This is a genomic window from Amycolatopsis xylanica, assembly GCF_900107045.1.
GTDB classification, from domain to species: Bacteria; Actinomycetota; Actinomycetes; order Mycobacteriales; family Pseudonocardiaceae; genus Amycolatopsis; species Amycolatopsis xylanica.
The window spans coordinates 1,296,191-1,320,622 of the sequence record NZ_FNON01000001.1 but is presented as its reverse complement, the minus strand read 5'-3'; the positions used below and the strand labels follow the sequence as shown (position 1 = coordinate 1,320,622).

The 24,432-nt window shown below is 69.3% G+C and carries 26 protein-coding genes; 12 read left to right on the top strand and 14 right to left on the bottom strand.

Annotated features, from left to right (window positions below; all coding sequences use genetic code 11):
- Positions 1–125 precede the first annotated feature (125 nt).
- Both BLV57_RS05845 and BLV57_RS05840 read right to left on the bottom strand, forming a co-directional pair.
- Positions 126–881 carry a thymidine kinase gene (locus tag BLV57_RS05845; RefSeq protein ID WP_176968503.1) on the bottom strand — a complete coding sequence of 252 codons (756 nt, stop codon included), beginning with the start codon at positions 879–881 and terminating at the stop codon, positions 126–128.
- 22 nt (positions 882–903) lie between these two features.
- Positions 904–2,298 carry an MFS transporter gene (locus BLV57_RS05840; RefSeq protein ID WP_091287472.1) on the bottom strand — a complete coding sequence of 465 codons (1,395 nt, stop codon included), beginning with the start codon at positions 2,296–2,298 and terminating at the stop codon, positions 904–906.
- A 189-nt stretch (positions 2,299–2,487) separates the two neighbouring features.
- Between BLV57_RS05840 and BLV57_RS05835 the strand changes: the two genes are divergently transcribed.
- Positions 2,488–3,147, top strand: coding sequence for a transglycosylase family protein (locus BLV57_RS05835; RefSeq protein WP_091287471.1), 660 nt, complete (start codon positions 2,488–2,490; stop codon positions 3,145–3,147).
- Positions 3,148–3,201: 54 nt separating this feature from the next.
- On the opposite strand, the gene BLV57_RS05830 is transcribed toward BLV57_RS05835, so the two are convergent.
- Positions 3,202–4,152, bottom strand: coding sequence for a helix-turn-helix transcriptional regulator (locus BLV57_RS05830; RefSeq protein ID WP_091287469.1), 951 nt, complete (start codon positions 4,150–4,152; stop codon positions 3,202–3,204).
- Between the two features lie 62 nt (positions 4,153–4,214).
- Here BLV57_RS05830 and BLV57_RS05825 point away from each other — a divergent pair, with 62 nt between their 5' ends.
- Entirely contained in the window at positions 4,215–5,363 is a 1,149-nt protein-coding gene (locus BLV57_RS05825; protein ID WP_091287467.1) for an epoxide hydrolase family protein, read from the top strand.
- 21 nt (positions 5,364–5,384) lie between these two features.
- Here the strand turns inward: BLV57_RS05825 and BLV57_RS05820 are convergent, their stop codons facing one another.
- Positions 5,385–5,780, bottom strand: coding sequence for a hypothetical protein (locus tag BLV57_RS05820; RefSeq protein ID WP_245757166.1), 396 nt, complete (start codon positions 5,778–5,780; stop codon positions 5,385–5,387).
- Positions 5,781–5,883: 103 nt separating this feature from the next.
- Between BLV57_RS05820 and BLV57_RS05815 the strand changes: the two genes are divergently transcribed.
- Entirely contained in the window at positions 5,884–6,462 is a 579-nt protein-coding gene (locus BLV57_RS05815; protein WP_091287464.1) for a TetR/AcrR family transcriptional regulator C-terminal domain-containing protein, read from the top strand.
- On the opposite strand, the gene BLV57_RS05810 is transcribed toward BLV57_RS05815, so the two are convergent.
- The gene (locus tag BLV57_RS05810; RefSeq protein ID WP_091287462.1) at positions 6,398–7,180 is read right to left on the bottom strand and encodes a glycerophosphodiester phosphodiesterase family protein; all 783 of its coding nucleotides are present in this window, start codon (positions 7,178–7,180) and stop codon (positions 6,398–6,400) included. The two genes, BLV57_RS05815 and BLV57_RS05810, sit on opposite strands and share 65 nt — an antisense overlap.
- Positions 7,181–7,247: 67 nt before the next feature.
- On the opposite strand from BLV57_RS05810, the gene BLV57_RS05805 reads away from it, so the two are divergent.
- Entirely contained in the window at positions 7,248–7,622 is a 375-nt protein-coding gene (locus BLV57_RS05805; protein WP_091287459.1) for a hypothetical protein, read from the top strand.
- Between the two features lie 49 nt (positions 7,623–7,671).
- Here BLV57_RS05805 and BLV57_RS05800 read toward each other — a convergent pair whose 3' ends face one another.
- The 5 genes from BLV57_RS05800 to BLV57_RS05780 all read right to left on the bottom strand — a co-directional run bounded on the left by BLV57_RS05800 (position 7,672) and on the right by BLV57_RS05780 (position 13,042).
- On the bottom strand, positions 7,672–8,631 hold the full coding sequence (locus BLV57_RS05800; RefSeq protein WP_176968502.1) for a tyrosine-type recombinase/integrase: 960 nt from the start codon (positions 8,629–8,631) through the stop codon (positions 7,672–7,674).
- Between the two features lie 406 nt (positions 8,632–9,037).
- Positions 9,038–9,376 (bottom strand): hypothetical protein, encoded by a 339-nt coding sequence (locus BLV57_RS05795; RefSeq protein WP_091287455.1) that lies wholly within the window; start codon positions 9,374–9,376, stop codon positions 9,038–9,040.
- Between the two features lie 233 nt (positions 9,377–9,609).
- On the bottom strand, positions 9,610–11,649 hold the full coding sequence (locus BLV57_RS05790) for a hypothetical protein (RefSeq protein WP_091287453.1): 2,040 nt from the start codon (positions 11,647–11,649) through the stop codon (positions 9,610–9,612).
- A gap of 76 nt (positions 11,650–11,725) precedes the next feature.
- Entirely contained in the window at positions 11,726–12,238 is a 513-nt protein-coding gene (locus BLV57_RS05785; RefSeq protein WP_091287452.1) for a GNAT family N-acetyltransferase, read from the bottom strand.
- Positions 12,239–12,262: 24 nt separating this feature from the next.
- On the bottom strand, positions 12,263–13,042 hold the full coding sequence (locus BLV57_RS05780; protein ID WP_091287450.1) for an NAD(P)H-dependent oxidoreductase: 780 nt from the start codon (positions 13,040–13,042) through the stop codon (positions 12,263–12,265).
- 117 nt (positions 13,043–13,159) lie between these two features.
- On the opposite strand from BLV57_RS05780, the gene BLV57_RS05775 reads away from it, so the two are divergent.
- Positions 13,160–14,023, top strand: coding sequence for a helix-turn-helix transcriptional regulator (locus tag BLV57_RS05775; RefSeq protein ID WP_091287448.1), 864 nt, complete (start codon positions 13,160–13,162; stop codon positions 14,021–14,023).
- On the opposite strand, the gene BLV57_RS05770 is transcribed toward BLV57_RS05775, so the two are convergent.
- Positions 13,952–14,725 carry a putative protein N(5)-glutamine methyltransferase gene (locus tag BLV57_RS05770; protein WP_091287446.1) on the bottom strand — a complete coding sequence of 258 codons (774 nt, stop codon included), beginning with the start codon at positions 14,723–14,725 and terminating at the stop codon, positions 13,952–13,954. The two genes, BLV57_RS05775 and BLV57_RS05770, sit on opposite strands and share 72 nt — an antisense overlap.
- Positions 14,726–14,834: 109 nt before the next feature.
- Between BLV57_RS05770 and BLV57_RS05765 the strand changes: the two genes are divergently transcribed.
- Positions 14,835–15,794 carry a helix-turn-helix transcriptional regulator gene (locus BLV57_RS05765; RefSeq protein ID WP_091287444.1) on the top strand — a complete coding sequence of 320 codons (960 nt, stop codon included), beginning with the start codon at positions 14,835–14,837 and terminating at the stop codon, positions 15,792–15,794.
- Positions 15,772–16,575 carry a pentapeptide repeat-containing protein gene (locus tag BLV57_RS05760; protein ID WP_218134609.1) on the top strand — a complete coding sequence of 268 codons (804 nt, stop codon included), beginning with the start codon at positions 15,772–15,774 and terminating at the stop codon, positions 16,573–16,575. Before BLV57_RS05765 ends, BLV57_RS05760 begins: the two co-directional genes overlap by 23 nt.
- A gap of 7 nt (positions 16,576–16,582) precedes the next feature.
- On the opposite strand, the gene BLV57_RS05755 is transcribed toward BLV57_RS05760, so the two are convergent.
- Genes BLV57_RS05755 through BLV57_RS05745 form a run of 3 tightly spaced genes read right to left on the bottom strand, consistent with a single transcriptional unit; the run spans position 16,583 to position 20,710 of the window.
- Positions 16,583–17,419, bottom strand: a complete 837-nt coding sequence (locus BLV57_RS05755) for an aminoglycoside phosphotransferase family protein (RefSeq protein WP_245757210.1) — start codon at positions 17,417–17,419, stop codon at positions 16,583–16,585.
- A complete protein-coding gene (locus tag BLV57_RS05750; protein ID WP_091287437.1) occupies positions 17,352–19,055 on the bottom strand; it encodes an ABC transporter ATP-binding protein in 1,704 nt (567 codons plus the stop codon). Before BLV57_RS05750 ends, BLV57_RS05755 begins: the two co-directional genes overlap by 68 nt.
- Entirely contained in the window at positions 19,052–20,710 is a 1,659-nt protein-coding gene (locus tag BLV57_RS05745; protein ID WP_091287435.1) for an ABC transporter transmembrane domain-containing protein, read from the bottom strand. The genes BLV57_RS05750 and BLV57_RS05745 overlap by 4 nt, the downstream gene beginning before the upstream one ends.
- A 187-nt stretch (positions 20,711–20,897) precedes the next feature.
- Between BLV57_RS05745 and BLV57_RS05740 the strand changes: the two genes are divergently transcribed.
- The 5 genes from BLV57_RS05740 to BLV57_RS05720 all read left to right on the top strand — a co-directional run bounded on the left by BLV57_RS05740 (position 20,898) and on the right by BLV57_RS05720 (position 24,413).
- Positions 20,898–21,743, top strand: a complete 846-nt coding sequence (locus tag BLV57_RS05740; protein ID WP_091287433.1) for an LLM class flavin-dependent oxidoreductase — start codon at positions 20,898–20,900, stop codon at positions 21,741–21,743.
- 69 nt (positions 21,744–21,812) lie between these two features.
- Positions 21,813–22,643 carry a helix-turn-helix domain-containing protein gene (locus BLV57_RS05735; RefSeq protein WP_176968501.1) on the top strand — a complete coding sequence of 277 codons (831 nt, stop codon included), beginning with the start codon at positions 21,813–21,815 and terminating at the stop codon, positions 22,641–22,643.
- On the top strand, positions 22,640–23,245 hold the full coding sequence (locus tag BLV57_RS05730) for a short chain dehydrogenase (RefSeq protein WP_091287431.1): 606 nt from the start codon (positions 22,640–22,642) through the stop codon (positions 23,243–23,245). The genes BLV57_RS05735 and BLV57_RS05730 overlap by 4 nt, the downstream gene beginning before the upstream one ends.
- A gap of 32 nt (positions 23,246–23,277) precedes the next feature.
- Positions 23,278–23,832, top strand: a complete 555-nt coding sequence (locus tag BLV57_RS05725) for a TetR/AcrR family transcriptional regulator (RefSeq protein WP_091287899.1) — start codon at positions 23,278–23,280, stop codon at positions 23,830–23,832.
- A complete protein-coding gene (locus BLV57_RS05720) occupies positions 23,832–24,413 on the top strand; it encodes a DUF4865 family protein (RefSeq protein WP_091287428.1) in 582 nt (193 codons plus the stop codon). Before BLV57_RS05725 ends, BLV57_RS05720 begins: the two co-directional genes overlap by 1 nt.
- Positions 24,414–24,432: the final 19 nt, after the last annotated feature.

The following is a 24,432-nucleotide window of genomic DNA, read 5'->3' as shown; positions in this document are numbered from 1 at the left end:
CACGATGAGCTGCACCACCCGTCGGCAACAGCTTCCTCCAGTAGGACGGTTTTCGCGGCCTCGCGTGACGCGCTTAGGGGGTTCTTCATGGTGATATCCCCCATACGGGCTATTGGGGAGCCCATTCAGGTCAGTCGTAACTGACCGTGTTGGCCCATCACGGGACCGAGGTCGCCAACCCGGAAATGGCGGCGACATAATACCTTGTAACGTACGGTAGTTACTTCCGCACCTAACGGTGATACTGGTGAACTTTCAACTACAGAGGGTTCCGTATCCGCAACCACAACAGTGTCACCGTCACGAAGTACCTCTCCGTCACGGACACGCGCGTTGAACCGGCCGGGCAGACCACACCAGCACAACACCTCCACCTGCACGGGCTGCAACTCGTCGGCGAGCTCGAACAGCCGCCGCGCCCCGGGGAACAGCTCGCTGCGGAAGTCCGTGGCGATCCCGAAGCAATACACGTCGATCTGGACGTCATCGGCCAGCTCGGCGAGCTGATCCACCTGATCGGGGGAGAGGAATTGCGCCTCGTCCACGATCAGGTAGTCCACGTGCAGCCCCCGCGACCACCGCTCGCGCACCAGCTCGCGCAGATCGGTGTCGGTGCCGACCTCCGTCGCCTGCCGGGTGATCCCGATCCGGCTGGAGATCTGCGGCGCGCCGGAGCGGTCATGCCGGACCAGCAGCAGCCCCCGGCGGCCCTGACGCGCGTGGTTGTGGTCGATCTGCAGCGCGAGCGTCGACTTCCCGCAGTCCATCGGGCCGTAGCAGAACTTCAGTTTCCCCACGATCGGGGCGCCGCGACGGGAGCCTGCCACCGGCACCGAGAGCGCATCGGCGGGTTCGGAGTCGCTATCGGAGAGTACGGTCACGACGCCCGACCCTATCGGCAGCTCACAGCACGGCGGGAGGACGGTTCCCGGCGGCCGTGATCGCCCGGCGCACCGGCACGAACCAGGTGAGCACGAACCCGATCACGAAGAACGCCGTCAGCGCCACGATCGCCAGCCGGAACGAGCCGGTCGCCTGCCCGATCCCGGCGAACACCAGCGGCCCCAGCCACGACGTGCCGCGCTCGCCGACGTTGTAGAGCGAGAAGTACTGCGCCTCCTTGCCCGCCGGGATCATCTGCGCGAACAGGGAGCGCGACAACGCGTTCGTCCCGCCGAGCACCAGCCCGATCCCGACCGCGACCCCGTAGAACCCGACCTGGTCACCCGCGTGCACCGTGTACGCGAACCCGATCACCAGCACCCACACCACCAGGCTGCCCAGAATCGTCTTCTTCGCGCCGAACCGCCGCGCCACCAGCCCGTGCAGCATTCCGCCGAAGTACGCGACGAACTGGATCAGCAGCACCGTCACGATCAGCACCTGGTTGGAGAACTTCAGCTCGTCCTTGCCGTACTGCGCCGACACCGCGACCACCGTCGAGATCCCGTCGGTGAAGACCAGGAAGCAGCCCAGGAACGCCAGCGTCAGCGGATACCCCTTCGCCTCGCGCACCGTCTGCCGCAGCTCGGTGAACCCGGCACGCAGCACCGACCCCTCGGCGGGCAGCTCATGCGCGCCACCGCGGGCGGGCAGCACGCGCAGCGGGATGATCGTGAACACCGCCCACCAGATCCCCGAGGTCAGGAACGCGATCCGGATCGCCATGTCCTGGCTGATCCCGAGCTTCCCGTGCGCCAAGAACAGGACCAGCTGCAGCAGCAGCGCCAGCCCGCCACCGAGATACCCGAACGCCCAGCCCCGCGCCGACACCGCGTCCCGCTCGTCCGGCCCCGCGATATCGGGCAGGAACGAGTAGTAGACGACCAGCGAGCCGCCATAGCCGAGGTTCGCGATGAGGAACAGCACCACCCCGAGCTGCCAGCCCGTGCCCTCGACCAGGAACATCGCGCCCGAGCACACCGCGCCCAGCAGCGCGAACCAGCCGAGGATCCGCTTCTTATCCCGGCTGCGGTCGGCGATCGCCCCGGTGACCGGCAGCACCAGCACCTGCAGCACGGTCGCCGCCGAAATCAGGTAACCCCACAGCGAACCCGCCGGGAAGTGCAGCCCGAACAGGCTGATGTCGCAGTGCTGCAGCGTGTTCTCGACGCCGGCGTCGTCCCGGCACGGCGACGGCCCGTTCGTCGCGGTGTCGGCCTTCGCCGCGTTGGCCGCCACGTAGCTCATGTACAGCGCGCCGAACACCGTCGTCACCGACGAGTAGAACGGCGAGTTCGCCCAGTCGTAGAAATACCAGCCCCGATGCAGGCGCCGCCGGGTGTCCACAGTGGTCATTCGAACGGCTCCGGTGCTCGTCAGGCGGTGCGGTCCGGGGGAGCGTACTGGCACACAGCCCGACGCGCCGAAGCGCGGGTGACCTCCGTTATGGGCGTGTCGCTGCGCCGTTTCACGTCCGTGTCATGTGAGACTGATGTTTCGCCTGGGGCCCTTGTGTCCAAAGGGGACATTACTTATTGTGCCCTTATGTCCAGATTCCGGCTCCGTACCGTAGTGACGGTCCTCGCGGCGCTCTGCCTGCCGCTCACCGTCCCCGGCACCGCCGCCGCCGACCCGGCGAGCACGGCATGGGCGAAGCTCCGGATGTGCGAGTCCAGCGGCCGCTACAACATCAACACCGGCAACGGCTACTTCGGCGCCTACCAGTTCAACCTCGCCACCTGGCAGAGCGTCGGCGGCCAAGGCCGCCCCGACCTCGCCGCCCCCGCCGAGCAGGACTACCGCGCCCTCTACCTCTACCGCATGCGCGGCTGGCAACCCTGGCAATGCGCCACCATGCTCGGCCTCGCCGCCGACGGCGACGCCCGCACCAAACGCGTCCCCACCTACGGCGAATCCGCCTACATCGGGGGAGGCGGCCAACCCTCACCACCCGTGCCGGCACCCGGCGGCCCCAAGCCAGCCTGGCCCGGCGTCGTCTACGACTACGGCGCCTGCGCCGAAGGCCTCAAGACCTTCCAGCTCCGCATGAACGCCTACGGCTACGGCTTCGCAGGCACCGGCTGCTACTACGAAAAGACCCGCGACGCCGTCCTCGCACTCCAGCGCGCCAACGACATCAAGGACTCCGGACTGCTCGGCCCCAAGACCTGGGACGCCGCCTGGTCCGGCAAACCCCCACGCTGAACCAGGGATAAAGCCCGCTTAACTCCGCGGGATAAAGCGGGCTTTATCCCGGGTTCAGGCCGAAGACTCGGCCGCACGCCGATAACGCTCGGCGACCAGCGTGAGATGGTCGCCGAGCCCGGCGGGGGACTCGACCACGAAGTCGGCGTCCAGCACCGCCAGCAAGAACGCCAGCATCCGCGGCGACTCCGCACCCAGGTGCAGCAGGCAGCTGTGCCCGTCCACCGGCTCGAGCGTGCCGTGCAAACCCCACATCCGCTCACGCACCACCTCCGCAGGCGCGAACAACCGCACCCGGACCCGCGCCTGCCATGCCTCGGCCACACCCCGCGAGACGAACGTCGCCGGATCCGACGGCGGCTCCCTCGGCGTGAACCGCGGCCCGAGCGGGATACGCGGAGACATCCGGTCCACCCGGAAACTCCGCCAATCCGCCCGCTCGGCGTCCCACGCCACCAGATACCAGCGCCGCCCCCACGACACCAGCCGATACGGCTCCACCCGCCGCACCGACTCCGCCCCGTCGTGCTTGCGATAGCCGAACCGCAGCTCCTGCCGATCACGGCACGCCATCGCCACCGCCGTCAGCACATCCGCGTCCACCCCGGGACCCGCCGAAGCGATCGTCGCGATCTGCAACGCCGAGATCCGATGCCGCAACCGCGACGGCAACACCTGCTCCAGCTTCACCAGCGCACCCAGCGCCGTCTCACCGATCCCCGAAACCCCGCCACCGGCCGCCGTCCGCAACGCCACCGCGACCGCCACCGCCTCGTCGTCATCGAGCAGCAACGGGGGGAGTGCCGCACCGGCACCCAGCCAATACGCCGCACCCGGCCCGGTACCCGCGTGCACCGGATACTCCAGCTCCCGCAGCTTGTCGACGTCCCGCCGCACCGTCCGCGTGCTCACCCCGAGCCGCTCCGCCAGCTCCGCGCCCGGCCACTCACGCCGGGTCTGCAGCAACGTCAGCAACCGGAGCAGCCGCGCCGAAGTCTCCAACATGAATCTCAGTCTGCCGGAAAAGGAGGACGGAAGCTGTCCGCCTCTCTTTCTAAGCTTGCAGCATGACCAACGAAGAGATCCGCCCCTTCCGCATCGACATCCCGCAGGCTCAGCTCGACGACCTCGCCCGCCGCCTCGACAACACCCGCTGGCCCGACGAAGCGGACGGCGTCGGCTGGTCACACGGCATCCCGCTCGCCTACACCCGCGAACTCACCGAGTACTGGCGCACCACCTACGACTGGCGCGCCCAGGAAGCCGCCCTCAACGCCCACCCGCAGTTCCGCACCGAGATCGACGGCCACGACGTGCACTTCCTGCACATCCGCTCCGCCGAACCCACCGCGCTCCCGCTCGTGCTCACCCACGGCTGGCCCGGCTCCATCGTCGAATTCCTCGACGTCATCGAGCCGCTCACCGACCCCGTCGCACACGGGGGAGACGCCGCCGACGCGTTCCACCTCGTCATCCCCACCATCCCCGGCTTCGGCTTCTCCGGCCGCACCCCCGGCGGCTGGAATCCCCAGCGCGTCGCCCCCGTCTGGGCCGAGCTCATGCGCCGCCTCGGCTACGACCGCTACGCCGCACACGGCGGCGACATGGGCTCCGTCATCACCCGCGAACTCGGCCTCATCGACCCCGAGCACGTCGTCGCACTGCACCTCACCCAGCTCTTCGACGCCCGCGTCACCGCCGAAAACGCCGACTTCTCCGACCCCGCCGAGAAAAGCTGCGTCGAGAAGGGCTACCGCTACCAGTACGAACTCGGCGCCTACGGCATGCTCCAGTCCAGCCGCCCGCAGAGCCTCGCCTACGCCCTCACCGACTCACCCGTCGGCCAGCTCGCCTGGATCGCCGAACGCTTCAAAGACTGGACCGACTCCGTCGACGCCCCCGAAGACGCCGTCGACCGCGACGCGCTCCTCACCAACGTGATGATCTACTGGCTCAACGAGACCGCCGGCTCCTCCGCGCGCTACTACCGCGACAGCGCCGACAGCTGGGGCAAACGCGACGCACCCTCCACCGTGCCGACCGCCGTCGCCGTCTTCCCGCACGACATCAACACCCCGATCCGGCGCATCGCCGAAGAGAACAACACCATCGTCCGCTGGACCGAGTTCGACCGCGGCGGCCACTTCGCGGCCTTGGAAGAACCCGATCTCGTCATCGAAGACCTCCGCACCGCACTGCGCCCGTACCGGCGATGACCGCGCCACGGCGGCTCTCGCTCACCCGACCGGGAGCCGCCGACGGGCACGAACCCACCACGTCGCCAACACCACCAGCAGCACCACGGCGCCGCCATCGGTCACGACACTCGGCAGCAACCCCACCGGCCCGTACAGCTCGTACATCGCCCGGAACACCACGGGCCGGATCGCGAACACACCGGCCGCCTGGCCCAAGTTCACCACCACGACCAGCCACAACACCCACCGGCGCCGCGTCAGCGCCAGCACCCCCAGCGCGTTACCCACGATGAACACCCAGCCCACCAGCCGGAACCCGGTGAGAAACCCGGCCGCGTCGGCCGGGGGAGCACCCGCCAGCCGCATCGTGTGCTCCAGCATCGCCAGATCCACGATCACGAAGTTCTGCAGCGCCGTGCCCACCGTGAACACCACGGAACACCAGCACACGAAAAGCGAGATTCCCCTGGTCAAGACGCCCCCCAGCGCAGTTACCTATCAACGATAGAGCCACTCTATCACTGATAAAGTACGCACCATGGGCCGCAAACCACAGCTCGACCAGCAGCTGATCACCCAAGCCGCGGTCGAACTCCTCAACGAAGCAGGCCTCGCCGAACTCACCACCCGCCGACTCGCCACCAAACTCGGCGTCCAATCACCCACGCTCTACTGGCACGTCAAGAACAAGGACGAACTACTCGACCTCGTCGCCGAAGCCATCTGCGCCGACGCCTTCACCATCGACGAAACGCTCCCATGGTGCGCCCAGCTCGCCAGCGGACTCCGCCAATTCCGCGCACTGCTCCGCACCCACCGAGACGCCGCCGCGCTCCTGCGCGAACGCCCGCCCACCGGCCCCCACCGGCGCGCCCACATCGAAACCACCCAGCGCATCCTCCGCGGCGCCGGCTTCACCGAACACGACACCCAAGGCATCGCCCGCCTGCTCGCCGCCCACATGCTCAACACCACAGCCGACGACGTCGGGAATGACGACGCCTACTTCGAACTCGGCATCGAGATCATCCTCGACGGCCTCACCCAGCGCGCTAAGCGGCGTTCCAGCAACCCCGCTCCGTCAACACCTCACGCAGCAGATCCGGCCGGTCCGTGACGATCCCGTGCACACCCAGATCCAGCAGCTCCCGCATCTGATCGGCATCATCGATCGTCCACGTGTGCACCTCGACCCCCGCACGGTTCGCCGCCGCGATGAACGCCTTCTGCACCACCGTCAACCGCCCCTGCCGCACCGGCACCTGCGCCATCGCGCCCCGCACCAGGAACCGCAGCGGCAACGGCCGCACATGCCCGTTCGCCCACAACGCCGCCACCGCACCCGGCCCCATCGACGTCACCAGCCGCGGACCCGCCAACCGCCGCAACCGCGCCAGCCGCCCATCCGAGAACGACGCCGCCGCCACCCGATCGAACGCACCGACCCGCTCCACCGCACGCACGAACGGCTCCACCGCGCCCGCCGACTTCACATCGATGTTGAAATGCGCGTCGGGAAGCTCCTCGAGCACATCCTCCAACCGCGAGATCTGCTCACGGCCACCCACCTTCACCCCACGAAGCTGCGCCCAAGTCTGCCCACTGATCGGCCCCGACCCATCCGTCGTCCGATCCAGCAGATCATCGTGATGCACGACCACCACACCATCCGACGTGGCGTGCACATCGGTCTCCACGTACCGGTAGCCCTCGGCCACCGCACGCCGGAACGCCGACAGCGAGTTCTCCATCCCCTCCAGCTCACCCAGATGCCACCCGCGGTGCGCGAACGCACGAGGACAAGGAGACGCGAGATACGCGTGAGTAGCTACCACGCCCCCTAGTTTGCCCTTTCGGCGTGGCCTCGGCGTGAGCAACCCATGGCCGGTTATCGTCGACTCCGTGAGCGACGTCGCCGAGCTGCCGGATGAGCTACCCGCGGTACTCCGCCGATCCGCCGTGCCCGCACACTGCGGCTGGTGCGGACGCAGGCTCCCCGAAGGCGCCAACCGCGGCCGGCGGCGACGCTACTGCGGCCAATCCTGCCGCCAGCGCGCCTACGAACGCCGCGCCGCCGTCCAGCGCACAGGCCTGCCCGAAGACGCCGTCGTGCTCTCCGACACCGAGATCGCCGACCTCCAGGACAAGATCTTCCAGCTCCGCTGCGCCGCGGAGGACATCGTCACGGCCGCCGAAGACGGCGCCGAGATCGACGAACTCCGCAAGCTCGCCGAGGACATCGCCCGCACCGCCAAGGACCTCGAGCAGATCCGGTGATAAAGCGGGCTTTATCCCACGGCGGGATAAAGCCCGCTTTATCCCGCCGTCACAGCGTGTCCAGCGCGCGGTAGGTCCGGTTGCTCGCGACCGCCGCACGCTGCTCCCGGCCCGTCGCCTCGATGTAGTTCTGACTCGTCGCCAGGCTCGCGTGCCCCAGCAACGCCATGATCTCCGACGCCGTCGCGCCGTCCTCGGCCAGCCGCGTCGCGAAAGTGTGCCGGAGCGCGTGCAGATTCGCACCCACCGGCACCCGGTCATGCAGCCCGGCCCATCGGTAACAGGACTTCACCAGGTACTCCAGCGCTCCACGCCCGATCGGCTCACCCGCCCGGTCCCGCAGCAACGGCGTCGACGGCCCGAACCGCTGATGCGGGAACCGCTTCCGGCACGAGTCCAGGTAGTTCTGGATGATCTTCTCCATCACCGGCTCGACCGGGATCGACCGGTCCCGGCTGCCCTTCCCGTGTACGTGCAGCCGCATCTCCCCGGACCGCCCGACCAGCGACCGAGCGCTCAGCGTCCGCATCTCGGCCGACCGCAGCCCGGCGACCAGGCCCAGCGCGATCACCAGCACGTCGCGCTCCGGCCACGGATCCCGCGCCTTCCTGGCCCCGCCCGCGGCGGCCGCGAGCAACCGCTCCGGCGTGTCCTCACCCCTGAGCGGCTTGGGGGAGAGGGGAGGAGTCTTCGGCCGCGCGACGGCGCCCATCGGGTTACCGGCGAGCAGACCGTCCGACACGCAGAAGGTCAGGAACTGGTTCCAGGTCGACCAAGCCCGCAGCACGGAGCTTTTCGCGTGGTCGTCCGCGAAGGCGCCGAACGCGTCACGCAAGGCGGGCGCCGTGAGGTCGCCGATGGTGAGTTGATCGGTCTCGATACCGGTCTCGGCGACCAGTAGGGAAGTGATGCCCGCCAGATCCCGGCGGTAGGCGTCGGTGGTGTGGGGCGAGTCCTTGCGGGGACGGCGGGCGGCGAAGAACGCTTGCTGGGCGTCGAGAACCCTCATGTGGATCTTGTACCCGACACCACCGACAGTTTTGGCCGAACCACCCGCCGATTGCTGCATAATGGCAATTATGCATGAAACAGCTCTCGGAAGGGGTTCGGCTCCTCCTGGGGGATCCCGGCTCCCATAGCCGTCCGAACACGCATTTTCGGCCCTCGTCAACGTTCGAGACCCGCCTGGTTCCTTGGCGGCGTGGCTGGGCGTGCGCTGGGCTTGTGCCATCTGTCGACAGGTGGTGCTGGGTCAAAGTGCCGAGTTGGTCGCCTGCTCGTTGTGGTCGCGCCACCTGTCGGCAGATGACGGAACCCTGGTTTTCGTCACCGTGACGTAATGAGGTGGTGTGGCTGGGTGTCGAAATTGAGGCTGGAATTGGCCGCTGGGGACCGGCATGATCAACATTAGGATATTAGAAATCGTCTACGTGATAACCGGCGACATAGGCGTTCATGAGCAAGGCGCCGTGACATTCCGCCGTCGACGGACCGAATCCCAGCGGGACCCAGTGGCCGACCGTGTACCAATACGACGATCCCGAAGCGCAGTGCGCGACCACGCGATACGTCTGCGACGGCGCCGCCAGCGAGAAACAGGTCATGCTCACGCCTTCGCCGAACAGGAGGCTGTAGCGGCTGACATCGCACCCATAGGGCGGGAAATCCTCGGTGGCGTTCGCGGCGGGTGCGCCGACCGTCAATGCGGCGGCCGAAATGGCCGCGGCCAGTAAACCGGCCGTTTTCTTGTACATCACTTTCTCCCGGGGATCGTCCCAATGGAAATCTCAGATTAGCTGCCCGGAAGAATTGCGGGGAATTCATCGTGAAGGTGAAAAGAAAACGCGCGCGGTGATGTGCGTTGGGCCAAGTGAGCGTTTCCAGCCCCTTCCGAGGACCTCCGATCCCCAGGTTGGCGTAACGCCGATAATGTACATTATGTCAAGTAAGGTGGGGAGCATCCACTGCGGACGCTCCCCACCCGCTCTCAGCCGTTGACGTTGAAGGTGTACGTCCGAGGTTCGGACTTGGTGCCGTCCGCGAAGACGGTCGTCACCGTCAGCCGGTGCCAGTAGTACGACCGCGTCGGGGTGAACACCATGCTCGCCGTGCCGTCGGCGTTCGCGGGCACGGTCGTCGCTTCCCCGTCATTGATCGAGTACTCGTAGCTGTCGATGTCTCCGGCCACCGGCGACGTGAAGACGAAGGTGCCCGCGACACCCACACCTCCGCTGTACTGCCCTTCCGGGTATTCCGCGCTGCTGATCCGCGGCCCGTTGGACGCCACGTTCATGCCGGGTTGCGTGGTTCCGGACCGTTGGCCGTCACTCGTGGTCGTGTAGACGTACAGCGAATGCCAGCCGGATTCGGCCGGGGTGACCGTCACGACGGCGGTTCCGTCGACGACCGGCACGGTCTCCCAGTCCCCCAGGTCCAGGCGGTAGGTGAACGTGGCCGATCCGGGCAGCGTGGCGTGCAGCCGGATCGAGACAGGCGTGCCCATCATCGGCGAGTCGGCCGGCATTTCGGCGGTGGGGTGCCCGAGGTCGACGAAGAAGTAGGCGTTGCCAGGTGCCGTGGCGTGGCCGGTGGTCAGCTTGGTCCGGACGCTCAGGGTGTTGAAGCCTGTTTCCGGGTCGGTCGGCGTGATGGTGATGGTCGCCGGGCCGTCGGCGTTGATCGTGCGCTCGGGTCCGTTGTTGAGCTGGTAGCTGTACCCGGTCACTCCCCCGGCGCCGCGCGGTTTGACGGCACACTGCCATGGCTTGCCGACGTAGGACGACTGCGCGGTGCAGGTGACCTCGGGTTCGTTGGCGGCGACCCAGAACCGGTAGTCGCCGGTCAGCGAGGTGTTGCCGGCGGCGTCGACGGACTGTGCGGCGATCCGGTTGAGGCCGCTGCTGGTCGGGACGTACTGGATGCTCGCGGTGCCGCCGGGACGGTCGGCGGCGATGTAGGTGGACGGGTATTCGCCGTAGCGGAAGCCGACGACGTCCTGGTCTCCATCGGCGTCGAAGGTGATCGTGCCGGGGACGCCGGTGCCGCCCGTGCCGGGCTGGGTGTCGGTGTTGTACTCAGCGGACCTGATGGTCGGTGAGCTGCCGGGGATGCTGTAGTCGGTGGTGAACCGGCAGATGTCGCTCCATGGGCCGTAGTCTTCCGATTCGTCCTGGGTGCGTATTTGCCAGGCGTAGGTGGTGCGCTCGACGAGGCGGCCGATGTCGGCCGTGACCTTGGCCGATGACGGGATTCTGGGCAAGGTGGTGCGCTGGTCCGGGTGATCGACAGGCCAGTAGACGAGCTCGGGGATGAAGTGGCTGTTGTCCGGGTCGGACAGCGTGGCACCGAGCTTGAACGAGGTGCTGACGAAGCTGGGGTTCGCGGTGCACGGTGCGTTGTTGACGGTCAGCCCGGCGGGCTTGGCCGGGTAGTGGTTGTAGGTGACGCCGAGGCGCATGGCCGAGGTGTACTCGCGGAAGCGGTCGGGGTCGTCCTGCTGGTCTTCGGGCAGGCGGAGGGTGAACGTCGCGGTGGAGCGGCCTGCGGCGAGCGCGTGCTGGAGGCCGGTGGTGACGGTGAAGATGAGCTCCGGCGCCGGGCATGCGTCGGCGCGGTCCGGGCCGGCCATCTTGAGGAGTTCGGCTGGCTGGTTGTTCCAGCTGGGTTCGTCCGCGGGCTCGGTGAGCCAGAGTTCGGTGCTCCGGGGCTGGTCGCAGTCGGCGACGCTGGTCTCGCCGGCGAACAGCACGGCGCGCAGGACGTTGGTGCCGCGCATGTCCGACAGGTCGAAGGTGACGTAGGTCTTGGCGATGTGGGTGGTGCCGTCCTCGTCGGTGTACGCGCCGACCGGCGCGTCTCCCCCGTTGTCGACGAAGCTCGCGTCGGGTGCGGCGGAGTCGGTGTGCGCCCAGGAGGTGGCGTCGCGTGTGACGGCGGTGCCCGCCAGTGCGGGCGTCGTGGTGATGACGGTGGTGCCTGCGATGAGCAGTGTCGCGGTTAATACGGTTCTGAGCGCGTGTGAGCGCACCAGACCTCCCCCATGTTCGTGTGACCCCAGGCCGCGGTGTGCGGCTGGTCGGTTATCGACGCATTTGGGTGGTTTGTTACCGGCCTTCGGGGCCGCGGGCGGGTCGTGAGCGCCAGACCGTCGCCAGCGCGCGGTCGCCGGTGGAGCTGGGTTCGATTCGGTCTACGACGAAGCCTTCGCGTTCGTAGAAGGCTGCCGCGAGTTCGTTCGCGGCGAAGTGTTCGATGTGGAGCCGGTCGGCGTCGGCGGGGAGCTGGTCGGCGAGGGCGTTGAGCAGCTGGGGACCCAGTCCGCGGCGGCGGTGTCCAGGATGGATGTAGAGCTTGTAGATCACGTGGTCGGCGCCGAGCTGGCCTACGCCGACGAGCTGGTCCCCTGCCTGCGCGATGATCACCCGGCCGTCGGTGACGGCCGCGCGGATCTGTGTCTCGTTCCACCACAGGCGGACCTGGTCGTCCGCGGCGGCGGCGCCGATCAACGGCGTGTAGTGCGGCCGGATGTGCGTCTCGCCGAACCGGCGGATCGCGTCGACATCGGTTTCCTCGGCGTTCCGTATCAAGGGCTGCTCCCAGCCATCGCGGGTGACCATGGCCCGACGCTACCGACCGGGGGCTCAGCCGTGCACGTGCAGGCTGAAGCCTGTCTGTCCAGCGGGCTCGAGTCCTTCCTTCAGGTGCAGTGAGGGGATCTCGTAGTCGCCGAAGTTCTGGCGCCGGAAGGCGATCGGTTCGGTCGAGTCGAGGGTGAGCAGGCGGTGTTGCCACGCTTTGGCGACGTCGGTGTAGTCCTCGGCGGTCATCCTGTCGGTGCCGTAGAGCACGAAGGGTGGCAGCACTTCGATGCCTGGGTAGTACAGGATGCCGTGGTGGATCGGGAAGAGCAGGTCGTCGATGGGGCCGTTGATGCCGCGGGCGGCGTAGTGCGACTCCGGGCCCCCGGCGGTCACCGACAGCAGGGCTTTCTTGCCCGCGAGGGTGCCTTCGCCGAAGCGCTCGCCGTACTTGGTGTCGCTGTGTTCGCCGACGCCGTACGCGAAGTGGTAGGTGAAGACGCGGTCCACCCAGCCTTTGAGGATGGCGGGCATCGTGTACCACCACAGTGGGAACTGGAAGATGATCGTGTCGGCCCAGAGCAGTTTCTCCTGCTCGGCTCGGACGTCGGGGGTGAGGGTTCCGGAGTCGAAGGCGCGGCCTGAGTCGAGGGCGACCTTCAGTGGGTTCGAGGCGGCGGGGCCGTAGTCGGTGGCGTCGACGACCGCCTTCCAGTTCATCGCGTACAGGTCGCTCAGCTGTACCTCGTGCCCGGCGTTTTCCAGGGTGGACACCGCGAGGTTCTTCAGTGAGCCGTTGAGCGAGTTCGGTTCCGGGTGGGCGTGGACGATCAGTGTTTTCATGGACTCGATCTTGGGTGCCGTGGTGGCGGGTGTTCAGGGGCGCTTCGTCCGTCGGCTTGGACTTCCTGGTATTGGCAGGGCCACCTTCGCGGGCGCGGCCGGGGTCATACTGGGGGCATGGATGATCTTGCGGGCTTTCTGCGGATGCGGCGGTCGCGGGTCGATCCGGCGGCGGTCGGTATCCCCGCCGAGAAGCGGCGGCGGGTGGCGGGGTTGCGGCGTGAGGAGGTCGCGCATCTGTCGGGGGTCAGCGTCGACTACTACGTGCGGCTGGAACAGGGGCGTGCGACGCAGCCTTCCGAGCAGGTTCTCGACGCGCTTTCGGGTGTTCTCGATCTTGACGAGACCGAGCGGGAGCATCTCCATCGGCTCGCGCGACAGCCTCGTCGCCGGGCGAAGGCGCCGGGTGGGCGGGTGCGGCCGGAGCTGGCGCGGGTGCTTGATCTGGTGGTGCACGCGCCGGCGCTGATCATGGATCATCGGCTGGACGTGGTGGCCGGGAATCGGCTGGCCAGGCTGTTGTTCGGGCGTGGCCTGCCGGGGTTGAACACCGCTCGGCACATCTTCCTGGAGGAGGCGGAGCGCGGGCTTTACGCGGAGTGGGAGGCTTGCACTCTGGATGTGGTCGGGCATCTGCGCCTGGCCGCCGGTAAGTATCCCGATGATCCGCGGCTGGCGTCGTTGATCGGTGAGCTGGCGATGGGCAGTGAGCGGTTCCGGCGGCTGTGGGCTCGTGCGGAGGTGCGGGCGCGCACGCATGGGCGGAAGGTGTACCGGCATCCGCTGGTCGGGTTGCTGGAATTGCATCAGGAGAATTTCGCGCTGCCGGACGAGTCGGGCTTGGAGTTGCTGGTGTTGTCCGCGGCAACCGGCAGTGCTGCCGAGGACGGGCTGCGCCTGCTCGCGGGGTTACCCGGCGGTCTTGGTGCCGATGACGACGGTGGCGTCGAGTTCGTCCGATGTGGACACTCGGGCTCGTAGGCCGTTGCGGGTGAAGGCTTCCGCGGTGCCTGCGGCTTGGGTGCGGCTGGTTTCGATGAGGAGGTGGCCGCCGGCGGTGAGCCAGTGGGTGGCTTCGGCGGTGACGCGGCGGTGGAGGTCGAGGCCGTCGGCTCCCCCGTCGAGTGCGACGCGGGGTTCGTGGAGGCGGGCTTCGGGTGGCATGAGGCCGATGGCGTCGGTGGGCACGTAGGGGGCGTTGGCGACGAGCAGGTCGACTTGGCCGCGCAGGTGTGGTGGGAGTGGGGTGTAGAGGTCGCCTTGGTGGACCTCTCCCCTGGTGATGTTGCGGCGGGCGCAGGCCACGGCGGCGGGGTCGATGTCGGTGGCGTGGAGTTCGGCGGGGTCGAGTTCGGTGGCGAGCGCGGCGGCGACGGCGCCGGAGCCGCAGCAGAGGTCGACGATGACCGGGTGTGGCGGGGCGAGTGCGACGGCGAGTTCGACGAGGTGTTCGGTGCGGCGGCGGGGCACGAAGACGCCGGGGTCGACGGTGATGTGGCGGCCGCGGAAGCTCGCCCAGCCGAGTACGTGTTCGAGTGGGAGGCCGTCGATGCGCTGCTGGAGCATGGTGGCGAGTTCGGCGGGGGTTTTCGCCGTGGTGAGCAGGAGTTCGGCTTCGTCCTCGGCGAAGACGCAGCCGACGGCGCGGAGCTTGGTGATGATGGTGGTGCGGGTGAGTGTCATGGAGCGCCTTCTGGGGTGATCCGGGCGCTCTCGCGTCGTGAACCGCGGTGAGGTTACCGCACGCGGAATGTGCTCATCGGGTGCGCACTTTGTTTGGGAGACTGCGGGGATGCGGGCGGATCGGCTGGTGGCGACTCTTCTGGTGTTGCAGGCGCGGGGGCGGGTGACGGCGGCGGAGCTGGCCGAGGAGCTGGAGGTGTCGGTGGCGACGGCGCGGCGGGATCTGGAGTCGTTGTCGTCGGCGGGGATTCCGGTGTATCCGCAGGCGGGGCGTGGTGGCGGGTGGCAGCTGGTGGGTGGGGCGCGGACAGATCTGAGTGGGTTGTCGGCGTCGGAGGCGCGGGCGTTGTTCTTGCTGGTGGGGCCCGCGGCGGCGATCGCGCCGGAGGCGAAGGCGGCGTTGCGGAAGCTGGTGCGGGCGTTGCCGGAGACGTTCCGGGCGGACGCGCGGGCGGCCGCGGAGGCGGTGGTGATCGACACGGCACGGTGGGGTGCGCGGGATCGGCGGCGGCCGGCGTTGGTGGATGTGCTGCAGGGTGCGGTGGTGCTGCGGCGGAAGGTGCGGCTGGCGTATGAGGGGCGGGCGCGGTCGGAGCGGGTGGTGGATCCGCTGGGGTTGGTGGACAAGGACGACATCTGGTACTTGATCGCGGGTACGCAGCGGGGGCGGCGGACGTTCCGGGTGGAGCGGATCGTGGAGGCGGAGGTGCTGGCGGAGCCCGCGGAGCGGCCGGCGGATTTCGATCTGGCGGCGGCGTGGGCGGAGGTCGTCGAGGTGGTGGAGGGCAAGCGGTCTCTGCTGTCGGCGACGGTGCTGATCGAGGATCGGTTCGTGCCGATCCTGCGTGATCATTTCGGGCGGCATTGTCAGCGGCTCGGTGTCGAGGAGGGCTGGGCGAGGGTGCGGGTGGCGGCGCCGACGGCGTTGGACATCGCGCGGACGCTGGCGGGCTGGGGCACGCAGGTGGAGGTGGTGGAGCCGGGTGCGGTGCGGCTGGAGCTCGCCCGGATCGGGGCGGAGCTGGCGGAGCACTACGCTGTTTTGGGTGAACCGCGAGCTGAAGGCTGATTGCGAGAACTGTTTCGCGTTGTGTTGTGTGGCGCCCGCTTTCGCGGCGTCTTCGGATTTCGCGATCACCAAGCCTGCTGGGCGGGCGTGCCCGAATCTGGCTGAGGATTTCCGGTGCGGTATTCATCGTGAGCTGCGGGCGAAGGGGTTTCGCGGGTGCACGGTGTTCGACTGTTTCGGTGCCGGTCAGCAGGTTTCGCAGGTGACGTTCGGCGGTGAGGACTGGCGGCGGTCGCCGAAGCTGGCGCGGGAGATGTTCGCGGTGTTCCCGGTGATGCGGGATCTGCATGAGCTGCTCTATTACCTGAGCGAGGCGCTGGGGTGGCCCGCGGCGGGGCCGGTGCGCGCGGAGCTCGAGGTGGCGGTGAAGGAGACCGAGCGGCTGACGTTGCACAATCCGGCGGCGTTGGGGCGGCTGGATGTGGCGGCGCATCGGCATGGGGTGAACGGGGTGCTGCTGCGCGCGAGTGAGCTGGCGCGTGCGGAGGTCAAGGGTAAGAAGAAGGATCGGCGGGGTGCGGATCTGATCGGGGCGTCGTTGCGGGGCGCGAGCTTGCGGGGTGCGAGTTTGCGGGGCGCTTATTTGATCGGGGCGGATCTGCGGGAGGCGGACCTGCGGGTGGCCGATGTGATCGGGGCGGATTTCCGGGACGCGGATGTGCGTGGGGCGGATTTCACGGGTGCGTTGTTCTTGATCCAGTCGCAGCTGGACGCGGCGAAGGGTGATGGGAGCACGAAGCTGCCGCCGTCGCTGCGTGCTCCCGGGCATTGGTCGGGGTAAGGCCGGTTCAGAGCAGGTCGGCGAGTTCGCGGGCGGTGGCCATTTCTTCGGCGGCGTCGTCGAGGTCGTCTTCGGAGACGCACCAGAGTGCGGATTCGACGGTGCGGGCGAGTGCCCAGGCGGTGAGCCGGTGCGGGGTCTCCCCCAGTGTTTCGGCGGCGATGGTGAAGCGGTCGGCGAGGGTGTGGTCGTCCTCGGTCTGTTCGATGAGGGGCCAGGGGTCGTAGGCGGGGTCGCCGGTCATGGGTTTGGGGTCGATGGCGAGCCAGGGTTCGCGCTGGGCGGCGAGGACGTTGCCGGGGTTGAAGTCGCCGTGGAGCAGGACGTCGCGGCTGGCGGAGGCGGGTAGCTCGCGCAGGAGCTTGACGCCGAGTGCGACGAGTCCGGGGTCGAATCCGGGCCGGTGGGTGTCCATGCGGGTTTCGACGAGGTCGGCCCATTCGGCGGTGACGTCGGCGAGTGTTTCGAGGCCGGTGCCCGCCGGTGGGGTGATCCAGAGTTCGCGCAGCAGTGCGGCGCCGGTGACGAGGTCGTCGAGGTGGGTGCCGGGGTCGCAGCGTTCGATGAGCAGTGCGAAGCCGTCGTTTTCGTAGAGGCGGGCGGCGTGGTGGCCGTTCCAGAGGCGTAGTGCGGTGGCTTCGCCGGCGGCTTCGCGGTGGGGGTCGCTGATCTTGAGCACGGCGGGGGTGCCGTCGGCGCGCCAGGCTCGGGCGGTGAAGGAGCAGCTGCCGCCTTCGTAGGGGGTGCCGAGGGTGAGTGACCAGCGTTCGGCGAGGTCAGCCGGTGTGGCCGTGCCAGGAGGCCCAGAGTGCTGCGTAGGTTCCGTCGCGGGCGAGGAGGTGATGATGACTCCCTAGTTCGGTGATGCGTCCGTGGTCGATGATCGCGACGCGGTCGGCGTCGTGCGCGGTGTGCAGGCGGTGGGCGATGGCGATCACGGTCCGTCCTTTGAGGACGGCGGCGAGCGCGCGTTCGGTGTGCCTGGCGGTGGCGGGGTCGAGCAGTGCGGTGGCTTCGTCGAGGATGACCGTGTGGGGGTCGGCGAGCACGACCCTGGCGAGTGCGAGCTGCTGGGCCTGTGCGGCGTCGAGTGCGCGGCCGTCGGGGCCGAGCGGGGTGGCCAGGTCGTCGGCCCAGTGGGCGCCGACGGTGGCGAGCGCGTCGCGCAGTGCGTGGTCGTCGGCGTCGGGTGCGGCGATGAGGAGGTTGTCGCGCAGGGTGCCGAGGAAGACGTGGTGGTCTTGGGTGACCAGGACGATCTCACCGGGTGCGAGTGCGGCGACGGGGACGCCGCCGATGGTGATGGCGCCGGTGCGGGGGTGGTCGACGCCGGCGAGCAGGCGCCCGAGTGTGGATTTCCCGGCGCCGGAGGGGCCGACGAGTGCGAGCTTCTCCCCCGGTTCGATCGTGAGGTCGATGCCGGTGAGGACGTCGGGGTGGCCTGGGTAGGCGTAGTGGAGGCCGCGGACTTCGATGGCGGTCTCGGGTGCGGTGGCGGTGGGTGGCTCGGTGGTGGCGTGGACGCCTTTGATCCTGGCGAGTGAGGCGCTGCCGAGCTGGAGCTGGTCGAGCTGCATGAGGATGCGGTCGAGCGGGTCGATGACCTGGCGCAGGTAGAGGCTGGTGGTGACGACGGCCCCGAGGGTGGCGTGGCCTGCGAAGTAGAGCGCTCCCCCGGCGAGCAGTGCGACGACCGTGGGGATGGCGTAGGCGATGTCGAGTCCCGGGAAGAGGACGCTGCGCAGGTAGAGGGTGCGGGTGCGGGCGGCGCGGGCGGTGGCGATGGTGCGTTCGCCCGCGGTGACGCGGCGTTCGCCGAGGTCGAAGGCCTCGACGGTGCGGGCGCCTTCGGCGGTGGCGGCGAGTGCTTCGGCGAGCGCGGAGTTGGCGGCGCCTTCGGCGAGGTAGGCGTCGCGGGCGCGGGCGAGGTACCAGCGGGTCACCACGTACATGAGCGGGAATCCGGTGAGGGCGGTGAGCCCGAGCAGTGGGTCGAGCAGGAAGACCGCGGCGTAGAGGAAGAGGATCTGGATGGTGGCGAGGAAGACCTCGGGCACGGCGTCGCGCAGGGTGGCGCCGACGGCGGCGACGTCGGTGGTGCCGCGGGTGAGCAGGTCGCCGGTGCTCGCTTGTTCGACGACGGCGGTGGGCAGGTTGAGGGTGTGGTCGATGAGGTCTTCGCGCAGTGTGGCGAGTGCGCGTTCGCCGATGCGGTGGGCGGTGTAGCGGGCGAAGCGGGTGAGCACGAGCTGGGTGAGGGCGAACCCGAGGATGGCGAGGGTGAGCGCGTCGACGGTGCCGGTGGTGGTGCCGGTTGCGACGCTGTTGACGACGAGGCCGAGCAGCCAGGGTGCGCCGAGTCCGGCCGCGGCGGCGAGTGAGCTGAGCAGGAGCACGCCGGCGGTGGCGCGGGCGTCGGCGCGGATGAGCGCGATGAGCGCGCGGCGGACGGTGGCCCGGTCGGCGATCGGGAGGGTCATCCGCGGAACACCAGCCGCTGGTAGCCGGGGCAGGTTTCGAGCAGGGCGGCGTGGGTGCCGGTGGCTTGGATGTGGCCGTGTGCGAGGTAGGCGACGGTGTCGGCCTGGTCGAGCAGCAGGGGTGAGGTGGTGACGACGACGGTGGTGCGGCCGGTCCTGGCGGTGTGCAGGCGGCGGGCGATGATCGATTCGGTGTGCGCGTCGACGGCGGAGGTGGGTTCGACGAGCAGGAGCACTTCGGGGTCGGCGAGCAGTGCGCGGGCCAGGCGCAGGCGCTGGCGTTGGCCGCCGGAGAGGTTGCGGCCGCCCGCGTCCACTGTGGAGTCGAGGCCGTCTGGCAGCGCGTCGATGATGTCTTCGGCGGCGACGGCGTGCACGGCGGCGGTGATCTCGTGGCCGGGGTGGTCGCGGTGGGTGGCGACGGTTTCGCGCAGTGGTCCGGCGAAGAGGTGGCTGTCGTTGTCGGCGACGAGGACGCGGGCGCGGATGTCGGCGAGCGGGATGCGGGTCAGCGGGGTTCCGCCCCAGGTGGCGGCCGAGTCGGTGTAGCGGCCGAGGCGGTCGATGAGGGCGAGCGCGTCGGCGGGGTCGGCCGGTGCGAGTGCGAGCATCCGTCCACTGGGGACGGTGAGGCCGGTGGCGGGGTCGTGCAGGTCGGCGGGTCCCGTGGGCCCGGGGTGGTCGCCGTCCGCTGGCTGGGGGCGCAGGTTGAGCAGGGTGGTGACGCGGCGGGCGGCGACGATGCCGCGGCCGACGTCGGTGGCGCTGGCGACGATGAAGTCGACGGGGATCACGAGGACGGCGACGTAGCCGTAGACCGCGACCAGTTCGCCGGTGGTGATCGCGCCGGTGACGGCCATGCGGGCGGCGAGCCAGGTGACGGTGGCGAGGAAGACGGCGGGCAGTCCGGCGGCGAGCGCGTCGATCCAGCTGCTGACGGCGCCGACGCGGTAGCCCTCGGTGCGCAGGTGGCGGGACGCGCGGTGGTAGCGGGTGGCGAAGAAGTCCTTGCCGCCGATGCCGCAGAGCACGCGCAGGCCGGAGATGAGGTCGGCGGCGCGGGCGGTGAGCGCGCCCTGGTGTTCGCGGTAGCCGGTTTCGGCGCGCTGCAGGCGGGTGAGCAGCGGGCCGATGATCAGGGCCAGCACCGGGACGCCGATGAGGATCACGGCGGCGAGCAGCGGGGAGATCGGGAAGAGCACGGCCGCGATCACGCAGAACGCGATGACGGCGCCGACGCCGGGTCCGGTCATGGTGAGTGCCTTGCCGATGTTGATGACGTCGGCGGCGCCGATGGTGACGACTTCGCCGCCGGTCATCCGGCGTGGCAGCACCGCACCGAGACCGGCGGCGTGGCGGGTGACGAGGTCGGCGGTGCGCAGTGAGGCGTCCATGCGCACGAAGGTCATGGTGCGGTGGCGGAAGGTGCCGAGCCAGGCGAGCAGGAGCCCGGCGCCGAACAGGCTCAGCGCCCACCAGGTCAGCGCGCGGGGGTCGTGTGCGCGCAGGCCGTCGTCGATGGCGTGGGAGAGCAGGTAGGGCGGGAGTGCGAGCGTGAGCATCCAGGCGGTGCCGACGAGTGCGCCGCGCAGCACGCGCCAGCGTTGGCGCATGGTCAGCCACCACAGATACCGGCCCGGCCCCCAGGCGATCATGGTTCCACGGTAGCGGTGGTGCCGAACGGTTTTCCGCGGAAAACCGGTGGACGGGGTCCGGTAGGGTGAGATCACTCTTAAGGAGCACGCTTCCCGGAAGTATCGCCGCAGTGTGGAAGCAAGCCCGCGGACTCGCGTGGCCAGGAGGGGCGGCAGCCTTATTCGTCATGCCCTTCCAAGGAGTCCCATGAACATCGGTCTCGGCCTTCCCATCGCCGACCCCGCCGGTTTGCTCACCTGGGCGCGTCGTGCCGACGCCGGCCCGTTCCGCACGCTCGGTCTGCTCGACCGTCTCGTGTATTCGAATCCTGAACCTCTGGTCACGCTGGCGGCGCTCGCCGGCGCCACCTCGCGTATCCGCGTGCAGACCGAGGTGCTCATCGCGCCCGTGTACGACACGGCCATGCTCGCCAAGCAGACCGCGACCCTCGACCGGATGTCCGGCGGCCGGTTCACGCTCGGCATCGGCGTCGGTGGCCGTGACGACGACTTCCTCGCCGTCGACCGTGATCTGCGTAGCCGTGGCAAGCGGCTCGACGAGCAGCTGGTGCGGCTGCGCCGGATCTGGGCCGGTGAACCGTTCGGTGAGGATGTCGGCCCGATCGGGCCCGCGCCGGTCACTCCCGGTGGCCCTGAGCTGCTGTTCGGCGGGTTCGCCGACGCCGCGCTCGAACGTGTCGCCCGCTTCGGCGACGGGTTCCTCGGTGCGTTGGCGCCGCAGTATCAGGATCGGATGTTCCGCAAGGTCGAGCACTTCTGGCGTGAGCACGGCCGCGACGGCGAGCCGCGGCTGGTCGCTCAGGTCAACACGGCCATCGGGCCGGACTCGGTGATCGACGAGGCGCGCTCGAACATCCTCGAGTACTACGCGTTCACCGATCGCGCCGAGTACATGGTGGACGGCATGGTCACCACGCCTGCGCGGTTGCGTGAGGTGATCGCCGCGCACACGGCGCTCGGCGCCGACGAGGTGATGCTCTACTGCTGGTCCCCCGACCCGGACCAGGTGGACCGGATCGCCGACCTGGTCTGACGGTTCGCTGCCTGCCCCGGTTTGGGGCAGGCAGCGGCGGGCGATCAGCGCCACGATGGGGTGGTGATCATGACAGCGAACGATCTCGGCGGGTTTCTGCGCAGCAGGCGGGAACGCCTGACGCCGGAGGCGGCGGGCATCGAACCCGGCCTCACGCGCCGGCGGGTTCCCGGGCTGCGCCGGGAGGAGCTGGCCGAACTCGCCGGCGTCAGCGTCGGCTACTACACCCGGCTCGAGCAGGGCATCAGCGCCAGCGCGTCGGGCGCGGTGCTCGACGCGCTGGCCGCGGCGTTGCGGCTGGACCCGGCTGAGCACGAGCACCTGCGGGTCCTGGCGGCGCCGAGCAGGCCGGTGCGTGCCCGGTCCCGCCGGAGCAGGCTGCGGCCGTCGGTGCGGGACCTGCTCGCGGCCATCCCCGGCACCGCGGCGGTCGTGCTCGATCACCGCGCCGACGTGCTCGCCTGGAACGCGCTCGGACACGCGCTGCTCGCGGGGCATGTCGCGATCGACGCCCCGGACTCGGCGGTCCGGCCGAACCTCGCCCGGATGCTGTTCCTCGATCCGCATCATCGGGCGCTCTACCGCGACTGGCACGCCAAAGCGCAGGTCACGGTCGCGTCCCTGCATCAGGCGGTCGCACGGCATCCGGGCGACACGGAGCTGGAACGGCTCATCGGCGGGCTCGCCGCGGACAGCCCGGAGTTCGCGAAGCTGTGGGCGCGGCGCCCGGTGCGGACCTGCTCGTTCTACGTCCGCGACTTCGACCATCCCGTCGTCGGGCCCGTGACCTTGGCGAACGAGACGGTCACGCTGCCCGACGACGATCAGCGGATCGGGCTGTTCTACGCGCGTCCCGGCACCGCGGACGCCGACGCGCTCACGTTGCTGGCGCGGCGATGAGGATCGTCATCGTCGGTGGCGCGGGGACCATCGGCCGTCGTCTGGTGCCCGCGCTGCGTTCACGCGGGCACGACGTCGTCGTCGCCGGGCGGGCTTCGGGCGAGGTCCGCGTCGATCTGGCGTCGCCCGCGGCGATCGAGGCCATGTACCGCGAGGTCGGGGCGGTGGACGGGGTCGTGAGCATCGGGGCGCACGGCGCGCTCGACGAGTTCGCGACGCTGACATCGGCAGCGCTGGCCGAGAACATGCGCGCGAAGTTCTTCGGGCAGGCCGAGCTGGTGCTCACCGGGCAGCGCCACTGTGCCGATGGCGCCTCGTTCACGCTGACGTCGGGGATCTTCGCCGATCAGGCGTGGCCCGGGGTCACCGGTGGTGGTGTCATCAGCGGCGCGTTGCACAGCTTCGTCCTGTCGGCGGCACTCGAGCTGCCGAGGGGCATGCGGGTCAACGTGGTCAGTCCGACGCTGGTGGGCGATTCGGCCGAGACGTTCGGTGAGCGGTTCCCCGGTATGCGGCCGGTGCCGATGGACGAGCTGGTCGGCCATTACCTGTCGTGCGTCGAAGGGGAGAGCACCGGGGGCGTCATCCGCGCATACGGCTGAGTCCTGTACCTACTGGTATGTACACTGACCGCATGGACACGGCCGAGCGGTTGATCACGAGCACCCAGGAGCTGCTGCGCGAGCGCGGGTACGTCGGCACCAGCCCGAAAGCCATCCAGCAACGGGCGGGCGCCGGACAGGGCAGCATGTACCACCACTTCACCGGCAAACCCGACCTCGCCCGCGCGGCGCTGACCCGCAGCGCGGCCGAATTGCGGGCGCTGGCCGATCAGCTGCTCTCGGCCGACGACACCGCGGTCAACCGCATCGAGGCCTACCTGCGCCGCGAACGCGATGTGCTGGCGGGCTGCCCGATCGGCCGTCTCGCCCAAGACCCCGACATCATCGCCAGCCCCACGTTGCGCGCGCCGCTGGACGAGACTTTCGCCTGGCTGCGCGGAAAACTCGCCGACGTCCTCACCGAAGGCCGCGAGCGCGGCGAGCTCGACCTCGACCCGGTCACCACGGCCGCGACGATCGTCGCCGTGCTGCAGGGCGGCTACGTGCTGGCGCGCGCCGCGGACTCGGCCGAACCGTTCGACCAGGCCGTCACCGGGGTGCTCGCGCTGCTGAAGGGAACCGCCTGATGTACGCGATGCAGTACCAGATCACCCTGCCCGCCGACTACGACATGGACATCATCCGGCACCGGGTCGCGTCCAGGGGACACCTGCTCGACGACTTTCCCGGCCTGGGCCTGAAGGCATACGGCGTCCGCGAGCGCGGTGTCGACGGCTCGCCGGTCAACCAGTACGCGCCGTTCTATCTGTGGAACACCTTGGCTGGCATGAACGCCTTCCTGTGGGGCGCCGGGTTCCAGGGCATCATCAACGACTTCGGGCGGCCGTCGGTGCGGCACTGGACCGGCGTCGCGTTCGAACACGGCGCGGCCCATGGCTCGCTCCCCCAGACCGCGACCCTGCGCACCGAGACGCTGCCCGCCTGGTCCGACCCGGCGCCCGCGCTGGCCGCCGCCCACGACGAACTCCGCGACCGCGCCGCACTGTCCACAGTGCACTCGGCCGCGCTGGCGATCGACCCGCGCCACTGGGAACTCGTCCACTTCACCCTCTGGACTGGCGACGCGCCGCCCGGCTCAGGCGAACGCTGGCAGGTCCTGCACCTCTCGACGCCCGAACTGGCCACCCTGCCCACCGGCCGCCTGTAGGACGTCGTGCGCGTTGCGG

Excerpts from the sequence above, each read along its gene's own strand:
- BLV57_RS05840 (WP_091287472.1), bottom strand. The coding sequence starts at position 2,298 with ATGACCACTGTGGACACCCGGCGGCGCCTGCATCGGGGCTGGTATTTC.
- BLV57_RS05835 (WP_091287471.1), top strand. The coding sequence starts at position 2,488 with ATGTCCAGATTCCGGCTCCGTACCGTAGTGACGGTCCTCGCGGCGCTC.
- BLV57_RS05830 (WP_091287469.1), bottom strand. The coding sequence starts at position 4,152 with ATGTTGGAGACTTCGGCGCGGCTGCTCCGGTTGCTGACGTTGCTGCAG.
- BLV57_RS05825 (WP_091287467.1), top strand. The coding sequence starts at position 4,215 with ATGACCAACGAAGAGATCCGCCCCTTCCGCATCGACATCCCGCAGGCT.
- BLV57_RS05815 (WP_091287464.1), top strand. The coding sequence starts at position 5,884 with ATGGGCCGCAAACCACAGCTCGACCAGCAGCTGATCACCCAAGCCGCG.
- BLV57_RS05800 (WP_176968502.1), bottom strand. The coding sequence starts at position 8,631 with ATGAGGGTTCTCGACGCCCAGCAAGCGTTCTTCGCCGCCCGCCGTCCC.
- BLV57_RS05795 (WP_091287455.1), bottom strand. The coding sequence starts at position 9,376 with ATGTACAAGAAAACGGCCGGTTTACTGGCCGCGGCCATTTCGGCCGCC.
- BLV57_RS05785 (WP_091287452.1), bottom strand. The coding sequence starts at position 12,238 with ATGGTCACCCGCGATGGCTGGGAGCAGCCCTTGATACGGAACGCCGAG.
- BLV57_RS05780 (WP_091287450.1), bottom strand. The coding sequence starts at position 13,042 with ATGAAAACACTGATCGTCCACGCCCACCCGGAACCGAACTCGCTCAAC.
- BLV57_RS05775 (WP_091287448.1), top strand. The coding sequence starts at position 13,160 with ATGGATGATCTTGCGGGCTTTCTGCGGATGCGGCGGTCGCGGGTCGAT.
- BLV57_RS05770 (WP_091287446.1), bottom strand. The coding sequence starts at position 14,725 with ATGACACTCACCCGCACCACCATCATCACCAAGCTCCGCGCCGTCGGC.
- BLV57_RS05765 (WP_091287444.1), top strand. The coding sequence starts at position 14,835 with ATGCGGGCGGATCGGCTGGTGGCGACTCTTCTGGTGTTGCAGGCGCGG.
- BLV57_RS05750 (WP_091287437.1), bottom strand. The coding sequence starts at position 19,055 with ATGACCCTCCCGATCGCCGACCGGGCCACCGTCCGCCGCGCGCTCATC.
- BLV57_RS05745 (WP_091287435.1), bottom strand. The coding sequence starts at position 20,710 with ATGATCGCCTGGGGGCCGGGCCGGTATCTGTGGTGGCTGACCATGCGC.
- BLV57_RS05740 (WP_091287433.1), top strand. The coding sequence starts at position 20,898 with ATGAACATCGGTCTCGGCCTTCCCATCGCCGACCCCGCCGGTTTGCTC.
- BLV57_RS05735 (WP_176968501.1), top strand. The coding sequence starts at position 21,813 with ATGACAGCGAACGATCTCGGCGGGTTTCTGCGCAGCAGGCGGGAACGC.
- BLV57_RS05730 (WP_091287431.1), top strand. The coding sequence starts at position 22,640 with ATGAGGATCGTCATCGTCGGTGGCGCGGGGACCATCGGCCGTCGTCTG.
- BLV57_RS05725 (WP_091287899.1), top strand. The coding sequence starts at position 23,278 with ATGGACACGGCCGAGCGGTTGATCACGAGCACCCAGGAGCTGCTGCGC.
- BLV57_RS05720 (WP_091287428.1), top strand. The coding sequence starts at position 23,832 with ATGTACGCGATGCAGTACCAGATCACCCTGCCCGCCGACTACGACATG.